Source organism: Malonomonas rubra DSM 5091, assembly GCF_900142125.1.
Lineage (GTDB): Bacteria > Desulfobacterota > Desulfuromonadia > Desulfuromonadales > Geopsychrobacteraceae > Malonomonas > Malonomonas rubra.
Window position 1 is genome coordinate 182,846 of record NZ_FQZT01000003.1, and the last position, 18,129, is coordinate 200,974.

Annotated in this window: 18 protein-coding genes and 1 tRNA gene; 4 read left to right on the forward strand and 15 right to left on the reverse strand. The window is 55.7% G+C overall.

Going from position 1 to position 18,129, the window contains the following annotated elements; all coding sequences use genetic code 11:
• Window positions 1–74: 74 nt before the first annotated feature.
• The 6 genes from BUB13_RS05935 to BUB13_RS05960 all read right to left on the reverse strand — a co-directional run bounded on the left by BUB13_RS05935 (window position 75) and on the right by BUB13_RS05960 (window position 7,204).
• A tRNA-Ile gene (locus BUB13_RS05935) sits at window positions 75–151 on the reverse strand.
• A gap of 68 nt (window positions 152–219) precedes the next feature.
• Entirely contained in the window at window positions 220–1,992 is a 1,773-nt protein-coding gene (rpoD, locus tag BUB13_RS05940) for an RNA polymerase sigma factor RpoD (RefSeq protein WP_072906754.1), read from the reverse strand.
• Window positions 1,993–2,044: 52 nt separating this feature from the next.
• On the reverse strand, window positions 2,045–3,886 hold the full coding sequence (dnaG, locus tag BUB13_RS05945) for a DNA primase (protein WP_072906756.1): 1,842 nt from the start codon (window positions 3,884–3,886) through the stop codon (window positions 2,045–2,047).
• Window positions 3,883–6,252 carry an endonuclease MutS2 gene (locus BUB13_RS05950; protein ID WP_072906758.1) on the reverse strand — a complete coding sequence of 790 codons (2,370 nt, stop codon included), beginning with the start codon at window positions 6,250–6,252 and terminating at the stop codon, window positions 3,883–3,885. Before BUB13_RS05950 ends, dnaG begins: the two co-directional genes overlap by 4 nt.
• Before the next feature lie 2 nt (window positions 6,253–6,254).
• Entirely contained in the window at window positions 6,255–6,743 is a 489-nt protein-coding gene (locus tag BUB13_RS05955; protein WP_072906760.1) for a CvpA family protein, read from the reverse strand.
• A gap of 14 nt (window positions 6,744–6,757) precedes the next feature.
• The gene (locus BUB13_RS05960; protein WP_072906762.1) at window positions 6,758–7,204 is read right to left on the reverse strand and encodes a GatB/YqeY domain-containing protein; all 447 of its coding nucleotides are present in this window, start codon (window positions 7,202–7,204) and stop codon (window positions 6,758–6,760) included.
• A 221-nt stretch (window positions 7,205–7,425) separates the two neighbouring features.
• Between BUB13_RS05960 and BUB13_RS05965 the strand changes: the two genes are divergently transcribed.
• The 4 genes from BUB13_RS05965 (at window position 7,426) to BUB13_RS05980 (ending at window position 10,708) form a co-directional block, all read left to right on the forward strand.
• Window positions 7,426–8,010, forward strand: coding sequence for a hypothetical protein (locus BUB13_RS05965; protein WP_084091791.1), 585 nt, complete (start codon window positions 7,426–7,428; stop codon window positions 8,008–8,010).
• Window positions 8,011–8,022: 12 nt separating this feature from the next.
• The gene (locus tag BUB13_RS05970) at window positions 8,023–9,345 is read left to right on the forward strand and encodes an NfeD family protein (RefSeq protein ID WP_072906766.1); all 1,323 of its coding nucleotides are present in this window, start codon (window positions 8,023–8,025) and stop codon (window positions 9,343–9,345) included.
• Window positions 9,346–9,348: 3 nt separating this feature from the next.
• Entirely contained in the window at window positions 9,349–10,110 is a 762-nt protein-coding gene (locus BUB13_RS05975) for a slipin family protein (protein ID WP_072906768.1), read from the forward strand.
• Between the two features lie 196 nt (window positions 10,111–10,306).
• On the forward strand, window positions 10,307–10,708 hold the full coding sequence (locus BUB13_RS05980) for a hypothetical protein (protein WP_072906770.1): 402 nt from the start codon (window positions 10,307–10,309) through the stop codon (window positions 10,706–10,708).
• Between the two features lie 45 nt (window positions 10,709–10,753).
• Here BUB13_RS05980 and BUB13_RS05985 read toward each other — a convergent pair whose 3' ends face one another.
• The 9 genes from BUB13_RS05985 to murA all read right to left on the reverse strand — a co-directional run bounded on the left by BUB13_RS05985 (window position 10,754) and on the right by murA (window position 18,119).
• Window positions 10,754–11,530, reverse strand: a complete 777-nt coding sequence (locus BUB13_RS05985; protein WP_072906772.1) for an enoyl-CoA hydratase/isomerase family protein — start codon at window positions 11,528–11,530, stop codon at window positions 10,754–10,756.
• 132 nt (window positions 11,531–11,662) lie between these two features.
• Window positions 11,663–12,004, reverse strand: coding sequence for a phosphoribosyl-ATP diphosphatase (locus tag BUB13_RS05990; protein WP_072906774.1), 342 nt, complete (start codon window positions 12,002–12,004; stop codon window positions 11,663–11,665).
• A gap of 11 nt (window positions 12,005–12,015) precedes the next feature.
• Window positions 12,016–12,783, reverse strand: a complete 768-nt coding sequence (hisF, locus tag BUB13_RS05995) for an imidazole glycerol phosphate synthase subunit HisF (protein WP_072906776.1) — start codon at window positions 12,781–12,783, stop codon at window positions 12,016–12,018.
• Between the two features lies 1 nt (window position 12,784).
• A complete protein-coding gene (gene hisA, locus BUB13_RS06000) occupies window positions 12,785–13,519 on the reverse strand; it encodes a 1-(5-phosphoribosyl)-5-[(5-phosphoribosylamino)methylideneamino]imidazole-4-carboxamide isomerase (protein WP_072906778.1) in 735 nt (244 codons plus the stop codon).
• On the reverse strand, window positions 13,520–14,143 hold the full coding sequence (gene hisH, locus BUB13_RS06005; protein ID WP_072906780.1) for an imidazole glycerol phosphate synthase subunit HisH: 624 nt from the start codon (window positions 14,141–14,143) through the stop codon (window positions 13,520–13,522).
• A 4-nt stretch (window positions 14,144–14,147) separates the two neighbouring features.
• Window positions 14,148–14,738 (reverse strand): imidazoleglycerol-phosphate dehydratase HisB, encoded by a 591-nt coding sequence (hisB, locus tag BUB13_RS06010; RefSeq protein WP_072906782.1) that lies wholly within the window; start codon window positions 14,736–14,738, stop codon window positions 14,148–14,150.
• A 13-nt stretch (window positions 14,739–14,751) separates the two neighbouring features.
• A complete protein-coding gene (gene hisD / locus BUB13_RS06015; protein ID WP_072907092.1) occupies window positions 14,752–16,041 on the reverse strand; it encodes a histidinol dehydrogenase in 1,290 nt (429 codons plus the stop codon).
• 23 nt (window positions 16,042–16,064) lie between these two features.
• On the reverse strand, window positions 16,065–16,730 hold the full coding sequence (gene hisG / locus BUB13_RS06020; protein ID WP_072906784.1) for an ATP phosphoribosyltransferase: 666 nt from the start codon (window positions 16,728–16,730) through the stop codon (window positions 16,065–16,067).
• A 135-nt stretch (window positions 16,731–16,865) separates the two neighbouring features.
• Window positions 16,866–18,119, reverse strand: coding sequence for a UDP-N-acetylglucosamine 1-carboxyvinyltransferase (murA, locus tag BUB13_RS06025; RefSeq protein WP_072906786.1), 1,254 nt, complete (start codon window positions 18,117–18,119; stop codon window positions 16,866–16,868).
• Window positions 18,120–18,129 lie beyond the last annotated feature (10 nt).

Below are 18,129 nucleotides of genomic sequence, written 5' to 3' on the forward strand. Positions count from 1 at the left end.
TATCAATCGACTCTCTGCGTTCAACGCAATCTGTCCAGTTTCGCTGCGACGGAATTTTCCGCCGGGGGTTTAGATGGTGGGCCCACGAGGACTCGAACCTCGGACCAGCCGGTTATGAGCCGGCGGCTCTAACCAACTGAGCTATAGGCCCTTGCACAAGCGCACATAGTAAGGAAATCGCTCTTTGCATGTCAAGAGCTTCCTGTGCCCAAAGTAAGATTACTGGTTGCTATCGGTCGATGCAAATCCTTTGAGCCGTTTCGCCCGGCTCGGATGACGCAATTTGCGCAGCGCCTTGGCCTCGATCTGACGAATCCGCTCTCGGGTGACATTGAAGTCCTGGCCAACCTCTTCCAGGGTGTGGTCCGACTTCTCACCAATACCGAAACGCATGCGCAGAACCTTCTCCTCCCGCGGCGTCAACGACGACAAGACGCGCGACGTCTGGTCCGACAGGTTGCCCTTGATAACAGCTTCCAGCGGCGAGACCACACCCTTGTCCTCGATAAAATCGCCCAGCGAGGAATCTTCTTCTTCGCCGATCGGGGTCTCAAGACTGATCGGCTCCTTGGCGATTTTCAGCACCCGGCGGACCTTATCGAGCGGCAGATCCATCCGCTCGGCAATCTCTTCCGGGGTCGGCTCGCGACCGAACTCCTGAACCAGCTGACGGGTGGTACGAATCAGCTTGTTGATGGTTTCGATCATATGCACCGGGATCCGGATGGTACGGGCCTGGTCAGCGATAGCACGAGTGATCGCCTGTCGAATCCACCAGGTTGCATAGGTAGAGAACTTGTAACCACGACGGTACTCGAACTTGTCGACCGCTTTCATCAGGCCGATGTTGCCTTCCTGAATCAGGTCGAGGAACTGCAGACCACGGTTGGTGTATTTTTTGGCGATGGAAACAACCAGGCGCAGGTTGGCTTCGACCAGCTCGGTCTTTGCCTTCTTGGCACGCCATTCGCCCTTGTAGACCTCTTTCAAGTATTCGAGCAGATCTTCCGGTTCGAAACCGGACTCTTCTTTGACCCGCTTGAACTTGCGTTTGGCGGCTTTCAGGCGCTTCTCGACCGACAGCAGGATATCGCCGGAAACCTCCAACTCTGCCGCAACAGCGTGCGCCTCATCATCACTTTTGCGCATACGACGCAGATAACTGCGGATTTCCTTGTACGGCTTGCCGATCTGCTTTTCGCACTCGGCAATCTCTTTCTGTCCCTTTTTAACCTGCTCGCCCATCTCCTTGAGACGATCGACGATCTTGGCAACCTGGAAATCCTTCAAACGCACTTGACGCAACAACTCAATCAGCTGATCGCGCAGCTCCTGTTCTTTCTTTGCCAGCGTCTTCTGTTTGCGATCTGATGGCGGCGGCTCGGCAGCCAGTTCTTCCTGCACCGCCAGTAGTTGCTCGTCGAGCGGTTTGACCTGCTGGGACAGCTCGGTCAAGCGCTCACGCTGTTTCTCTTCCGCTTCCCCGCCCTCTTCTTCGTCGTAATCGCGGGTGACTTCGGAGACACCGATCTGGCCTTTTTCCAGCCGTTGCAGCAGATTGATCACTTCGCGCGCAGCAATCGGGGTGCGCATGACCACTTTGGCCACCTGCGCTTCGCCCTCTTCGATCCGCTTGGCGATTTCGACCTCACCCTCGCGGGTCAGCAGTGCGACCTGCCCCATTTCCCGCAGGTACATCCGCACCGGGTCGCTAGTCCGACCAAGGGTTCCGGCCTCAAGCTCGACATCCCCCTCATCCTTGTCGTCATCGGAATCGCTATCGTCATCATTCTGTGAACCGTCAGCCTTGCTGTCGGAATCGACAACCTCAATATCCATTTCGCCAAACATGCTCATGACATCCTCAAGCTGCTCCGAAGAGACCATGTTGGCCGGCAGAATATCATTCACCTCGTCATAGGTCAGGAAACCTTTTTCCTTCCCCAGATCGATCAGTTGTTGAACCTCTTCAGGATTCGTTTTTTTCGACATTTTCGCGTCTTCTCCTTACGACCTGATTTTCTCAATACTCCAAGTGTAACCGCTACTTCAATTTTTTAAACCGGTCCATAAGATCTTCCGGGACCGCTTGGCCAGATTTTTCCGCCTGACTGATCTGATTGAGCATCTCCTCGCGTTCTTTTCTTTTCAGTTCTCGCACCAGCGAGTCGCGACATTGCTGCAACATCAGCTCGGCATCACCAGCAAATTCAGCCGGGTCTTTATGTGCCAGCGGGCCGACCTGCGGAATCAGTTCCGCGGCCAGTTTACTGACAACCGCTTCCGGAGCCGCTCCGTCCGCAGTCAATTCTTCCAGCAGTTGTTCAGCCAGCTGCTGCGCTCTGGCTGCTGAAAAATATGTTTCCACCCCTTCAGCGGCGATCCTGCTGCGCGCGTCCGGATTGTGCAGCAGCAGGCACAATGCCTGTTCTTCGGCGCGGCTCCAGATTTTTTCCGGTGCAGTCGGTTGCACCGACCTCGCCTCCGGCATCGGCGCGCCGTAAGACATTTCCGGCGGCGGATAATCGTACGGCTGCGGCGGGGCCTCCGACAGATAATCGTTCCGCTCCGGTGCGGCTTTCGGCCGGGTTTGAAGCTCGACCATTTTCTGTTTGAGCAGCTCCAACTCGATGCCGCTGCGCCCGGCCAGTTCTTTCAGGTAAAGATCCTGCTCCATGCTGCTTGAGAGCTCTGCGATCCGCTCGATCACGCTCTCCGCCGCACGAACTTTTTGTTCCACTCCCGCCCCGGCATTCTGCAGGGCGTCTTCCATGAACAGGTCCATAACCGGGCGGGCCTGTTCCAGCCGCTGCCGAAACGCATCCGGGCCTTGAGTCTGGACGAAAGAATCGGGATCATCCCCTTTCGGCAGCTCGATCACGAGCGCCGGGACACCCTCATCCTGCAGTGCTGTCATCGCCTTGAAGGTCGCCTGCTTGCCCGCCTCGTCCTGATCGAACAGCAGGATTGCCTTCTGCACATAACGCTTCAGCATCCGCGCATGCTCGGCGGTCAACGCCGTACCACAGGTTGCAACGACCTGCTGAAAACCGGCCCGGTGCAGGGCCAGCTGATCAAAATAGCCTTCAACCAGAATCACTTCGCCGCTCTGACGCATCGACTGCCGTGCCTGGTACAAACCGAACAACACCCGCCCCTTGTGATAAATCGGCGACTCGGGCGAGTTGATGTATTTCGGCTTACTGTCGTCGAGCACCCGCCCGCCGAAAGCGACCGGCCGTCCCTGCAGGTCGAAGATCGGGAACATCAAACGACCGCGAAACAGATCGTAGTCGTTGCGACCCTGCTTACTTTCGCGGATCAGCCCAAGAGTACGAGCATCTTCGAGGTTGGCGCCCTGCTCCTTCAGATATGTCGTCAAACCTTCCCAGACGTCGGTAGCGTAGCCGATCTGGTACTCACCCGCCGCTTTACGACCGTAACCTCGGCGCTTCAAATACTGCCGACAGGGCTCACCGGCCGGTTCTTCCATCAGCAAACGATGAAAATACTCCGCAGCCAATTCATTCACCCGGAACAGCTGCTCGCGGTGCTTCTGCCGCTGCTCCTCTTCCGGTGACAGCTGCCGTTCTTCCAGCTCGATGCCGGCCCGCTCCGCCAACCGCCGCACGGCGTCGGGAAACGTCAGGCCTTCGATCTGCTGTAGAAACGAAAAAGCATCACCGCCGACGCCGCAACCGAAGCAGTGGTAAAACTGCCGTCCGGCGTGGACACTGAACGATGGCGATTTCTCTGAATGAAACGGACAAAGGCCCATATGGTTGGCCCCGGAGCGCTTCAGATCAACGTACTGCGAGACCAGCTCGACAATGTCTGTCCGCTCGCGCACTTCGTTGATCTTGCTCTCCGAAATCTGTCCGCTCATCGATCACCCAGTTCGGCGATAGTGATGTTGTCTCCACCCTGCTCCGCCGGCGCTGCGTAAAAGGCGCTCACGCCACGCTGCTTGGCGAGAAATTCTCTCACTGCCCGACGCAGAATGCCTTCACCCGCACCGTGAATAATCTCTACCTGCTGCAAATTGCCAAGTAGAGCATCGTCGATAAAACGTTCCAATTCGACCAGCGCGGCATCAACCCGCTGACCGATCAGCTTCAACTGCGTACTGGTCTGGCGTTCAGCAACCTTGCGCGTCACCTGCCCGCCACCCTTTTTATCGCTGGCAAAACGACGCGGGGAGAACTGCTCCAACGCGGAGAGCGGCTGACGCATCCGCTTGCCGCCAACGTTCAGCTCAACACCGTCGCTGAGCAAACGTTCGACTTTGGCCTCGACACCGAGCAGCGCAATCCGTACCAGCTCACCGACCGCCAGCTGCTCCGGCGCCGCGCCCTGCCGTTTGCGCTTCGGCTTGAACGGTTTCAGTTCTTCTCGGGCGGCGTTAAGCGCTTCTTTATCGGCCACCGCCTGTTTCGGCGAACCGTCGGCCTGCTGACGCTTGCGCAGCTTTTTAAGCCGCGATTCGGTAGTCGCGATCAGCTCGTCGGCCTGCTTGGTGGCACGGGCGAGGATTTCTTTCTTTTTGCTTTTCAGCTCCTGCAGCTGCTGTTTGCGTAACTGCTGTGCCCCTTGCGCCAAGCTGCGCGCCTGCTTGGCCAAAACCAGTTCTTTTTCCAGTTCCTGCTTCTGCATATTGAGCTGGGCCAGCAGCGCGGTGCTGTCGTTTTCACCCTCGCCGAGGTAATTCTTCGCCCGTTCCAGCACCACGTTCGGCAAACCGAGCCGCCGGGCCGTAGCCATGGCGCTACTGGCTCCGGGGATGCCGTAGGTCAGCCGATATTTCGGCGCCAGCGTTTGCGGGTCGAACTCGACCGCCGCGTTTTCGATGCCCGGCTGTGCATGGGCGAAATGTTTCAGCTGCCCCAGATGGGTGGTCAGCATCGTCTTCGCCCCCTGAATGCGTAGCTGATCGAGTACAGATTGCGCCAGTGCCGCCCCTTCAGCCGGGTCGGTGCCGGTCCCCGCTTCATCGAGCAGCACCAGGGTTTCGCCATCAGCCTGTTCCAGAATCGACTTGATCCGCATCAGGTGGCCGGAAAAGGTCGACAGGCTTTCAGAAATACTCTGTTCGTCACCGATATCGACATGCAGCTGCTCGAACAAGTGCAGCTTGCTATCGGGATGACAGGGCACATGCAGTCCCGAACGCACCATCAACAGCTGTAAGCCCAGTGTCTTCAGCGCCACCGACTTGCCGCCGGTGTTCGGGCCGCTGACGACCAAGGCGCTGCAATCACGCGGCAGCAGGATATCGATCGGCACCGCTTTCGCCGGGTCGATGCGCCCGTCTGTTTCCATCAACAGCGGGTGACGCGCCTCTTTCAATTCAACCAGTACCGGCTTGACCAGCTCAGGCCGATGCCCTTGGTACTGCCTGGACAATCGCGCAGCGGCCAGGCGCAGATCAAGCCGACCCAATATGCGCTGGTTATTCAACAGCTCGCTACTGTCACGCCGTACCAGGTCAGCGAGCTGCAGTAGAATTTTGCGAATTTCACGCTGTTCTTCCCGCAGCAGCTGCTGCAGGCTGTTATTGCCTTCGAGCACCTTGGTCGGCTCGATGTACAGGGTCTGCCCACTTGAGGATTCATCCTGCACGAAACCTTTGACCTGGCCGCGATGATCCGCCTTCAGCGGCACCACGTAGCGACCGTTGCGCACCGTCACCAGCTTTTCCTGAAAGCAACTGCCGAACTGTTCGCTCGACAGCATCTGCTCCAGCTGCTGCTTGACCCGGTTGCGGGTCTGGCGAATGCGGTAACGCAGGTCGCCGAGTTCAAACGATGCGCTATCCAGCAGCTCGCCGCGCGGACCGATCGAATCGATCAGACGCCGCTTCAGCTCGGAGAGCGAACTCAACTGTGACGCCAAAGCGGACAGCAGCGGCTGCGCTTCCAGTGGCCCTGCCCAGCGTTTGCAATCCTCGGCAACACGCAACGACTGAGCAATTTTCAGCAGCTCTTCCGCTGCTATCAAACTGCCTTCAGCCTGGCCCTGCTCAACCACCTGGCGGATATCGAAACAACCACCGAGCGAAGGGGCTTGACCATCAATCAGCAGGCGAACAGCTTCGTCCAATTCGGACAGGGCCGTTTCAATCTTTTTGCGCTCTGCCAGCGGGGCGAGATTCTCCGCTAACAGACGCCCCGGTTCCGACTGCGTTTGTCCGGCCAGCAGGCCGCGCAGGCGAGGATATTCCAGGCTTTCGAGGGCTGCTTTGCTACAGAGCATCGTTACCTTCGCCCCATCAGCTCTTTACTACCGGTAAAGATCGACTGACCCAACTGCTCGAAAGGCGGCGCCAGCTGTGAATCACCCATCATCCTGCGGGCCGATTTCGGCACTACCGATGAGTTGAGTGCCAGCACGATCATCGACAACAGCACCACACCTTGAACTGTTCCGAACAAAGCCCCGGCCATGCGATTAAAACCGCCGAGAAAAACCAGCTTAACAAAACGATGCAGCAAGAAACCGACCACACTGAAGACAATCGTCACCAGCAGAAATATGGCGACAAAAGATCCCCAGACACATAGCTGCGCCGGGAAACCGAATGCATCCTGAAGAGCTTGTGCCAGCGGCAAATGAAAGCTGAAAGCAAAAACACCGCCCAGCACCAGACCGAGCAGGGAGCAGACCTCTTTCAACAACCCCCGGATCGCTCCTTTGAGCAGAAACAGGCCGAGAATACCGAGAATGCCGACATCAATTGCACTCAACGAAAAGGCTCCGATCAGCCGGACAGTTGTTCGCGCACAAGCTGGTTCACCAGCTTGCCATCTGCAGCCCCCTTGGTTTTGGCCATGACCTGCGGCATCACTTTGCCCATATCTTTCATCGTAGAAGCGCCGGTTTCAGCAATCACTGCAGTGACGATCTCGCGTAGCTCATCCTCGCCCAACTGGGCCGGCAGGTAATCCTGCAGAACGACAAGTTCGGCTTCTTCTTTTTCTGCCAGCTCCAACCGGTCGTTATCGCGGTACATCTGCGCCGCTTCCCGGCGCTGCTTGACCAGGGTGCCGATAACGGCAATCACTGCGTCATCATCCAGCTCTTTACCGAGATCGATCTCTTTATTCTTGATGGCGCTGCGCAGCTGACGGATGGTACTGAGACGCTCCGTCTGCTTGGCTTTCATCGCCTCTTTCATATCATTGGTGAGTTGCTCTTTGAGACTCATAACTTCCCCGTTTCCGGACAGTTGACAGCAAAGAGGGTGCGCAGAGAACTCTGGCACCCGTATTTAAACGAATTTGGCAGTATATTGATTTCAATATCTGCATGCAAGCATTTTTTACTGGTGGCTCATTTCCCGAAAACGATCGCTGCAAGCGGAAAACGGCTGCCCCCTCTTGAAAGAGCCAAGATAAGCGTTATTCTTGAACCAAAGCGGAGGTTATCGTGAAACCTTTGTGCCTCTACAGTTTAATCCTGCTTATCTGCTTCCTTCTCCCTGCCAGCAATTCCTTTTCCGCAGGGGAGAAGTACGCCCTCAACCTCTGGGGCGCAAAACTGACCAGCAACAACTGGGATGACTTCTTCGGCAAACCTCACAAACTGAACTACGTCGATTCGAAAATTTTCATCGTCAGCCTGGCAAAGCGCCTTGGCAAGCAACATCGACGACTCAACTACGAAATCGAGGGTCAGCTGGGAAAACATAGTGGCATTCAGAATCACTGGGAAATAAATGGTTTGGGCGTTGCGCGCTGGGAACCTTTTTTCTGGGATCGCTGGATCGATACCAGCATGGCATTCGGATTGGGCCTTTCCTATGCCACGGAAAAACCGAAAGTTGAAATTCTCAATGAGGGCAGCACAGAGAAATGGATGATTTACTGGATGATGGAGCTGGCTTTCGATCTGCCACAGCACCCGCAGTTTGCGCTGATCACGCGACTCCACCACCGCTCCGAAGCCTACGGACTGATGGCTGAAGAAGGAGGCTCAAACGCGTTGGCGATCGGGCTGAAATACAGATTTTAGAAATGGAGACTTATGCATCATAAACTCGCAATTCTCACCATTTTTCTTTGTGGACTGCTGCTGTCGACGAGCGGGCGCAGCGCCCCGAATGAAATTCGTCAACTGCAGATTGCCGCCAGTATTAACCCGGTGACGGCAAATTTTATCATCGAGCAGATCGAGCAGGCGAACCGGGAGAATGATCGTGCCATCCTGATCCAGCTCGACACACCCGGCGGTCTCGACAGCGCCATGCGCGAAATCATTCAGGCGCAATTGAATTCGCGGGCGCCGGTCATCGTCTATGTCGCACCGCAAGGCGCACGAGCCGCTTCGGCCGGGGCTTTCATCACCATCGCAGCCGATTTCGCCGCCATGGCCCCCGGGACCAACATCGGCGCAGCCCACCCGGTCAACCTCGGCGGTGGTGGTCAGGCAGAAGGAGCGATGGCTGACAAGGCCACCAACGACGCTGCCGCCTATGCCCGCAGCCTGGCCGAGCAGCGTGGCCGCAACCCGGATTGGGCAGAGAAAGCGGTGCGCGAAAGCGACTCGATCTCGGCCGCAACTGCACTTGAACAACAGGTTGTCGACTTTGTTGCCGAGAGCACAGGCGATCTGCTGAAACAGATCGACGGGCTCACCTACCTGCGCAATGGCCAGAAAATGACGTTGATCACCTCCGACGCACAATTGGTCACCGTCGAAATGACCTGGCGCCAGAAAGTACTCAACAGCATTGCGAATCCAAATATCGCCTACCTGCTGATGATGCTCGGCATCCTCGGTATCTTCTTTGAAATCTCGCAGCCGGGGGTCATCCTGCCCGGTGTGATCGGCGCGGTCGCCATTCTGTTGGCATTCTTCGGCCTTTCCGCCCTGCCGGTCAACTATGTTGGGGTTCTGCTGATCCTGCTCGCTTTCGTTCTCTTTATTCTCGAAGTCAAAGTCGTCTCCTACGGCATGCTCTCGGTCTGCGGCGTTATTGCCATGGCTTTCGGATCCTTGATGCTGATCGACAGCAGCGAACCTTACCTGCAGATCTCTCGCGCCCTGATCGCAGCGACCGTCACAGTCAGCGCCGGCTTTTTCCTGTTTGCCGTATCGATGGTTGTGCGGACGCAAAAACGCCCTGCGGTGTCGGGACAGGAAGGAATGATCGGTGAAATCGGCACTGTGGTTAAGGCAATTCACGGGCGTGGCAGTGTTTTTGTCCACGGCGAGTATTGGCAGGCCCAGGCAGAAGAACCAATTCCCGAAGGTACTGAAATCGAAGTGACTGGTATGGCGCGCGGACTTGAATTAAAGGTAAAATCGAGAGAAAACTTGCAAACTAAAAAGACAATGGAGGATTAAACGATGTTTTTCGGCATTAATATTTTCTGGGTGATCGTCCTCGCTTTCGTCCTCGTCATCATCGGCTCTGCCGTACGCATCCTGCTCGAATACGAGCGGGGCGTGGTTTTTCGGCTGGGACGTTTTTCCAGCGTCAAGGGGCCGGGGCTGAAATTCATCATCCCGATCATCGACCAGATGAAAAAAGTCAGCATGCGTACCGTGGCGATGGACGTACCACCACAGGACATCATAACCAAAGACAACGTCTCGGTGAAAGTCAACGCGGTGCTCTACTTCCGCGTCGTCCACCCGGACAAAGCGCTGATCGAGGTGGAGAACTACCTTTACGCCACCAGCCAGCTTGCGCAAACCTCGTTGCGTAGCGTGCTTGGTCAGGTTGAGCTGGATGAACTCTTGTCGCACCGAGACAAGATCAACCAGAACCTGCAGGAGATTCTCGATCGCCAGACCGATCCCTGGGGGGTCAAAATTTCCAACGTCGAGATCAAACATGTCGATCTACCGGCAGAAATGCAGCGGGCGATGGCACGGCAGGCTGAGGCGGAGCGGGAGAGAAGAGCTAAAGTGATCCATGCCGAAGGCGAGCTGCAGGCCTCAACATCGCTAGCCAGCGCCGCTCACCAGATAGCAGAAGAAAGCGGCGCCCTGCAGCTGCGCTTTTTGCAAACGCTGACTGAAATAGCTACCGAGAAAAACTCGACCATCATCTTCCCGGTGCCGATCGACCTGCTGAAGCCTTTTATCGAAAAAAAGGATAAATAAACATCTCCGGCGGCAGATTTGTTCAAATACGGATTTGACAGATCTGTCGCCGGGGGCTAATCTTTACCAGCAAAAGAGGCTTTTCCGCCTCTCACTTCTCCGTAAAGTCGCGGTTCTATATTCAAGCGGGCTTCAGCGCTGAGCCCACCCTTCTTCGACAACGTTGTCTGCAGCATTTTTTCTTATGGAGGTTGCCATGCAACGTTTCGAACCGATCACCCAGGATTTATGCGAACAACTGAAACAGGACATCGCCGAGGCACTCGCGCCCCTGGCGGAAAAGTACGGGCTGGATTTGGCGACTGTGAAAGAGTTCTGTGACGACGACGCAGAAAGCGTTGCGGTCAACCTGCGTTTCTCGCTGCCGGCACGCACGGAATCTGTGGCATCACGCAAAGAAGAGAATGATTTCCGCTGCTATGCCGAAGGCTACGGCATGCAATCAAACTGGCTCGGTAAAGAGTTTACACGTGGGAATTTTACCTACAAGGTGGCCGGGCTGAACATCAACCTGCCGAAAGAGTGTGTCATCCTGCAGCGTTCTGATGGCTCACGCTGCCAGGAGAACGGCAAACTGATCGCCCGCTATCTTGGTTAAGAAGAAAAGGCGGAGCTGCTTTAAAGCGGCTCCGCCTTTGTTCAATTACTCCTGATACCAGCTCGGTTTGCGTTTCTCGATGAAGGCTTTGACCCCTTCTTCAGCCTCGTCGCCCGCACAAATTGCGGCAAACATGTCATCCATGATATCGAGTTTGCGATCATAAGCATCCTCGTACAACCGGTTCAGCCCCTCTTTGCCGATACGCAGGGCAACTGAGCTCTTCTTTACCAGTTTCTTTGCCAGGTCCAGAGCAGCAGCATCGAGTTGATCGTCAGCAACCACCTGGTTGATCAGACCCAGCTTCTCCGCTTCAGCCGCACCGAACATATCACCGGTCAAAACCATTTCAATCAGCTTCTTACGGCCGATGACCTTTGACATCGGTGCCGCCGGTCCAAGGCAGATCAGCCCGACATTAATCGCGGTGGTACCAAAGGTGGTCGATTCGGTGGCAATCGTCAGGTCAGCGGCGAACGCCAAACCGGCGCCGTTAGCCAAAGTGTAACCATGAACGGCGGCAATGGTAGTTTTGGTCATCTTGGCGATAGTGTGGTAAAAGGCATCGATGCCGTAGAGAAATTTGCGGTATTCGGTATGTGTTTTGTTATTGAACTGATCGAGCTGAATCCCGGTACAGAAATGTTTACCGTTGGCATTGATGATGACGACTTTGACTTCGTCATCCTTCTCCATCGCCCAAAGCGCTGCATCGAGCTGCTCGGCAAATTCAGGGGTAAAGGTGTTCATCTGTTCGGGGCGGTTCAGGGTGATAAAACCTATGCGATTTTCCTTGCGGGTTAAAATTGGCTGTGCAGACATTTCTCTCCTCCTCTGGAAAAATAAAACAACGTTTCCAAGAATAGAGCATTTTTCACTCAAAAGAAATGAAATCATAAAAAAAGCCGTCGATCACTTCGACGGCTTCAATTTATTTCAGGGAATCGAGCAGGTTTACTTGCTGCGGTTGGCCTTTTCTTCAATTCCAGACATGCCGAAACGGCGACGCAGCTCAGCATAAATCTTTTCCGGAGGAATATCGTAATAGCCGAGCAATACCAGCACGTGAAAAAACAGGTCGGCAACCTCGTAAACCAGCTCGTCCTTGTCGCCCCCTTTTCCGGCCACGGCAGTCTCGGTCGCTTCCTCGCCGACCTTACTGAGAATTTTATCCAACCCCCTGTCGAACAGCGACTTGACGTACGATTTTTCACCGTCAGCCATCGCTTTGCGTTCAAGGACGATCTGGTAGACCGCTTCTAAAATATCTTCCCTCGGATTGACTTGCTCTGCCATGATTCGCTCCACTAAATCCGCGCCGGCACGCCGTGCTGCTTCAAGTACTCTTTGCACTCGGCGATAGTGTATTCCTTGAAGTGAAAAATCGACGCCGCCAGCGCCGCAGAGGCGCCGCCCTCGACCAGACCTTCGCGGATGTGCTCCAGATTACCGACACCACCGGAGGCAATCACCGGCACATCAACAGCATCGCTGACGGCCCGGGTCAGCTCGATATCGTAGCCCGCCTTGGTGCCGTCGCCATCCATCGAAGTCAGCAGGATTTCACCGCTGCCGTAATCGACCATCTTCTTCGCCCATTCGATCGCATCGATGCCGGTCGGCTTACGACCGCCGTGGGTATAAACTTCCCAGCGCAACGGATCAGAATCGGGCACTCGACGGGCGTCGATAGCGACAACGGTGCACTGGCTGCCGAAGCGCTCGGCCGCCTCTTTGACAAACTCGGGATTGAAAACCGCCGCAGTGTTAATCGAGACCTTGTCGGCGCCGGCGTTGAGCATCTTGCGGATATCCTCACAGCTGCGGATACCGCCGCCCACCGTCAGCGGCATGAAGACACGCTCGGCAGTCCGACGCACAACGTCGACGATCGTATCGCGGTTGTCACTGGATGCCGTAATATCGAGGAAAGTCAGTTCGTCAGCGCCCTGTGCATCATAGGCCTCAGCTGCTTCGACCGGATCGCCGGCATCCCGCAGACCGACAAAGTTGACCCCTTTAACGACGCGACCATCCTTCACATCGAGGCAGGGGATAATGCGTTTGGTCAGCATCTTACTTGATCTCCCCTTTCGTCAGCGCCACCGCTTCACGCAGATCGATAGCGCCGGAATAGATCGCCTTGCCAGTGATTACGCCAGTCACGCCAGAGGCTTCGATCGCCATCAGGCGGCGGATATCATCGAGGGTCGACAAGCCGCCGGAGGCTATAACCGGAATGTTGATCGACTCAGCCAGTTTTTTGGTCGCTTCGATGTTCGGCCCCTGCATCATGCCGTCGCGAGCGATATCGGTATAGATAATCGCCTCGACACCGAAACCCTCCATCTCCTTGGCCATCTCGGTCGCCAGTTTCTCAGTGACATCGGCCCAGCCGCGCACTGCCACCAGACCATCTTTGGCATCGATGCCGACGACAATCTGACCCGGAAACTTCTTGCAGGCTTCCTCAACCAGAGCCGGATTCTCCTTGGCGATAGTGCCGAGAATCACCCGGTCGATGCCGAGTTCAAGGTAGCCCTCGATGGTCTGCATATCACGGATACCACCACCCAGCTCAGACGGGATATCGATGGCATCGACGATCGCCTTGATCGCCTCTTTATTCTTCGGCACCCCGGCGAAAGCACCGTCGAGATCGACAATGTGCAGCAGTTCGCCGCCTTGCTCCTGCCAGATACGCGCCTGCTCGCCCGGGTTGTCGTTGTAAACGGTATCTTTATCCATCAGGCCCTGTTCGAGCCGGACGCACTTGCCTTCTTTAAGGTCGATTGCTGGAAGAATAATCATTTAAAGCTCTCCGAAATTCTTAAAAATCTGCAGGCCGATATCCTGGCTCTTCTCCGGGTGAAACTGGGTCGCCATGATGTTGTCGCGCCACAGCGAAGCACAGAACTCGACATCGCCATAGGTACAGGTCGCAGCCACATCCTCGACATTTTCCGCAGCACAATAGTAGGAGTGGACGAAGTAAACGAAGCTGTCGTCTTTCACCCCGCTAAAGATCGGCGAGTCCTTTTTCAGACTGATATTATTCCAACCCATGTGCGGCACCTTGAGGCGCTCACCGCCTTCAACCATACCGGAAGGAAAACGTACAACCTTGCCCGGGATCAGCCCAAGACCTGCGTGGCGGCCGAACTCCTCACTCTCGTCGAACATCATCTGCATGCCGACACAGATGCCGAGCAGCGGCTTGCCAGCTTCAACGTGAGCCAGCAGCGGCTCGACAAAACCACCTTCACGCAGATTGTTGATACAATCACGGAAGGCGCCGACACCCGGCAGCACGACTTTATCGGCAGTCGCGATATCTTCAGGCTTATCACTGACGCGTGCGTCAAAACCGAGCTTTTCAAAAGCCTTCTCAACGCTGCGCAGATTGCCCATTTCGTAATCGATTATGTTAATCATATTCCTACTCAAGTTTACCTTTTGTAGACATCACGCCCTGAATACGGGGATCGATGCTGGTCGCCTGATCGAGGGCACGGCCAAAGGCCTTGAAAATCCCCTCAATGATATGATGCAGGTTATCACCGTAGGCCAAATTGACGTGGATGTTGGCACCTGAGTGATTGCAGAAGGCGACGAAGAACTCTTCAACCAGCTCCGTATCAAAAGTACCGACCTTGGCTTTAGGCAGATTGACGTTAAACACCAGAAACGGCCGGCCGGAGAAATCGATCACCACCGAAGCCAGTGCTTCGTGCATCGGCATGGTCTCACGACCGAAACGGCGCACGCCGGCTTTGTCGCCGAGGGCCTGCTTAAAGGCTTCACCGAGAACTATGCCAATATCTTCAACCGTGTGATGATCATCAATTTCAGTGTCACCGGTCGCCTTGACGGTGAGGTCAAAAAAACCATGCCGAGCCACTGCCGAGAGCATGTGGTTGAAAAAAGGCACCGGCGTTTCCAGATGATGCTGTCCGCTGCCATCCAGGTTCAGTTCGATACTGATATTGGTTTCTTTGGTTTCACGGTCGATTTTTGCTGTGCGTGACATAGCAATCTCCCTGCTATTTTTTCAAGCGGATCGAAACAGACTTGGCGTGCGCTTCCAGCCCTTCCAGTTCGGCGATATGAACAATCTCGTTACCGAGCCGCTGCAGGCCGGCTTGCGAAAAAGAAACGATGCTCGATTTTTTGACGAAGTCATCGAGCGACAACGGCGAAAAGAACCGCGCTGTTCCGCCAGTCGGCAGAGTGTGGTTCGGCCCGGCCAGGTAATCACCGGCGGCTTCCGGGGTGTGATGCCCCATGAAAACCGCCCCGGCATGTTTGATCTGCGGCAGAATATCAAACGGGCTATCAACCGCCAGTTCCAAGTGTTCCGGCGCGATACGGTTGGAAAACGCAATCGCCTCGTCCAGATTCTGGGCAAGTATGATGGCGCCGTAATCGTCGATCGATTTCCGTGCGATCCCTTCGCGGCTCAGTTCCGAGAGCTGCTTCTCGACTTCGGCTTGCACCGCAGCTGCCATCTTTTCGCAACTGGTCACCAGCACTGAAGAAGCCAACTCATCGTGCTCAGCCTGCGAAAGCAGATCGGCGGCGATGTGAGCGGCGTTACCGCTGCCGTCGTTGATCACCAGGATTTCACTGGGACCTGCGATCATGTCGATGTCGACCTGACCAAATACCAGCTGTTTGGCGGTTGCAACGTAGATGTTGCCCGGCCCGGTAATCTTATCGACCCGCGGCACGCTGTCGGTGCCGTAAGCCAGCGCGGCAACCGCCTGAGCCCCGCCGAGCTTGAAGATACGATCAACGCCGGAAATCTTTGCAGCCGCCAAAACGTGAGGATTCACCTCGCCGTTCGGCATCGGCACCACCATGATCACCTCTTCGACCCCGGCCACCTTGGCCGGCACTGCGTTCATCAGCACCGATGAAGGATAAGTCGCCTTGCCGCCCGGGACGTAGATACCGACCCGATCGAGGGGCCGCACCATCTGGCCAACCAGCACATCCGACTCGTCGGTGGAGATCCAGGTTTCCTGTTTCTGTTTGGCGTGATAGTCGGCGATCCGCTCGGCAGCCAGTTGCAGCGCACTGAGCGATTCGGCAGAAATCTGCGCCATTGCGGCTTCGATTTCCTCCTCGGTCACTTCGAGGGAATCGACATCCAATTCCAGCTTGTCGAACTTGGCGGTCAGTTCGAACAGCGCGACATCACCCCTCTTGCGGACATCGGCGATGATATTTTTAACCGTCTCTTCAATGCCGGCCGGAACCTCCTCCGCCCGCTGTTCGATGCGGCGGAATTCGGTGTCAAAATCGCTATCGGAAAATTTCAAAATACGCATCATTTTTATTTGTCCCCCAATGACTACATGGAGATTTTCACATCGTCGCCGATCAGCGGCTCCAGCCCATCGATGATCTCGCTGATGCGCTTATGCTTGGTCTTCAAACTGGCGCGGTTAACGATCAGACGGCTGGTAATCTCGGCAATGGTTTCGACCTCGACCATGTTATTCGCCTTCAGGGTCCCCCCGGTCGAAACCAGGTCGACAATCCGCTCGGAGAGACCGACCAGTGGTGCCAACTCGATTGAACCATAGAGCTTGATCAACTCGACCTGCACTCCCTTGCTGGCAAAGTAGCGTTCGGTGACGTTCGGGTATTTGGTAGCGACACGGATATTCGACCAGTTGGTCGGGTCGTCATCCGCCTGCAGCGCTTTCGGCTCGGCGACCACCAGACGGCAGTAACCGAACTTGAGATCAAGTGGCTCGTAGAGGTCTTTGCCCTGCTCCAGCAGAGTATCTTTACCGACCACGCCGATATCGGCGCAACCGTACTCGACATAGGTCGGCACATCGGTGGCGCGCACTGCCATGACACGGACCTTTTGCTCCTTGTTCTCGAAAACCAGCTTGCGCGTGCCCTTCTCGTTCATCTCCGGGCAGCTGATGCCGATCTTGCCGAACAGCTCCATCGAATCCTGCATGATCCGCCCCTTCGGCAGGGCGAATGTGATCCAATCGCTCATTTACTTTTCTTCCTTTTTCCACCCCATGAGGTTTGGAGTCCTCACGGAAAGGGTATCTGTCGCCCGGACGGCGACAGCTAAGCTCCAAGGATGGATTCATGCGTCCCTTGGAGTGAGGACTTCAAACCGACTCAGCTACTCTTTTTCCCGCCAAACATTGGCACCAAGCGCAGCCAGTTTCTTTTCAATCTTCTCATAGCCACGGTCAAGATGATAAATCCGCGACACCTCAGTGGTATTCTCCGACGCCAACCCAGCCAGGATCAACGAAGCGCTGGCACGCAGATCGGTCGCCATCACCGGCGCGCCAGTCATCTGCTCGACGCCACGAATGATGGCACTGTTACCATCGATCAAAATATCGGCTCCCATACGCTGCAACTCGCCGACATGCATAAAACGGTTCTCGAAAACCGTTTCGGAGATCCGGCTTGAGCCTTCGGCCCTGGTCATCAGCGCCATGAACTGGGCCTGCATATCGGTCGGGAAACCGGGAAAGACACTGGTGCGGATGTCGACCGAACGAATTTTCCCCGGCCCGACCACCCGCAAACCATCCGCCTCTTCCTCAATCCTGACACCTGCTTCGACCATCTTGCCGATCAGCGCTTCTTGGTGCTCACGCACGGCTCCTTTGATCAGCACGTTACCACCGGTAATCGCCGCAGCGATCATGAAGGTGCCAGCCTCAATGCGATCAGGGATGACACTGCATTCGAGCGGCTGCAGTTTCTCAACCCCCTGAATACGTATAACAGCAGTCCCGGCCCCCTCAATCTTGGCCCCCATGCTGTTGAGTGCATCCGCTAACTGGACAATCTCCGGCTCACGGGCTGCGTTCTCCAGTACTGTTTCACCTTCAGCCAGCGCCGCCGCCATCAGCAGGTTTTCTGTACCACCGACCGTTGGCATATCAAAATTGATTTTCGCGCCGACCAATTTTTCAGCCTTTGCTTCAACATAGCCGTGATCGAGAGTGATTTCCGCACCTAGAGCTTCAAAACCTTTCAAATGCTGATCGATCGGGCGTGCACCGATGGCACAACCGCCAGGCAGCGAAACTCGGGCATGACCGAATCGCGCCAGCAGCGGTCCCAGAACCAGCACTGAGGCACGCATGGTTTTCACCAGATCGTAAGGAGCTTCAATACTTGCGATCTTGCACGCATCGACCCGAACGCAATCTTGCACCCGCCCAGCATCCGCCCCCAGTTCACAGAGCAGCTTGACCGCGGTGTTGATATCGCGCAGATCAGGAATGTTGCAGATCTCGCTCTGCCCTTCGGCCAACAGCGTGGCGAACAGCAGAGGCAACGCCGAATTCTTAGCCCCGCTGACCTGCACTTCGCCGTTCAGCGGCACCCCACCTTTGATGACAATTTTATCCAACTTTATTCAC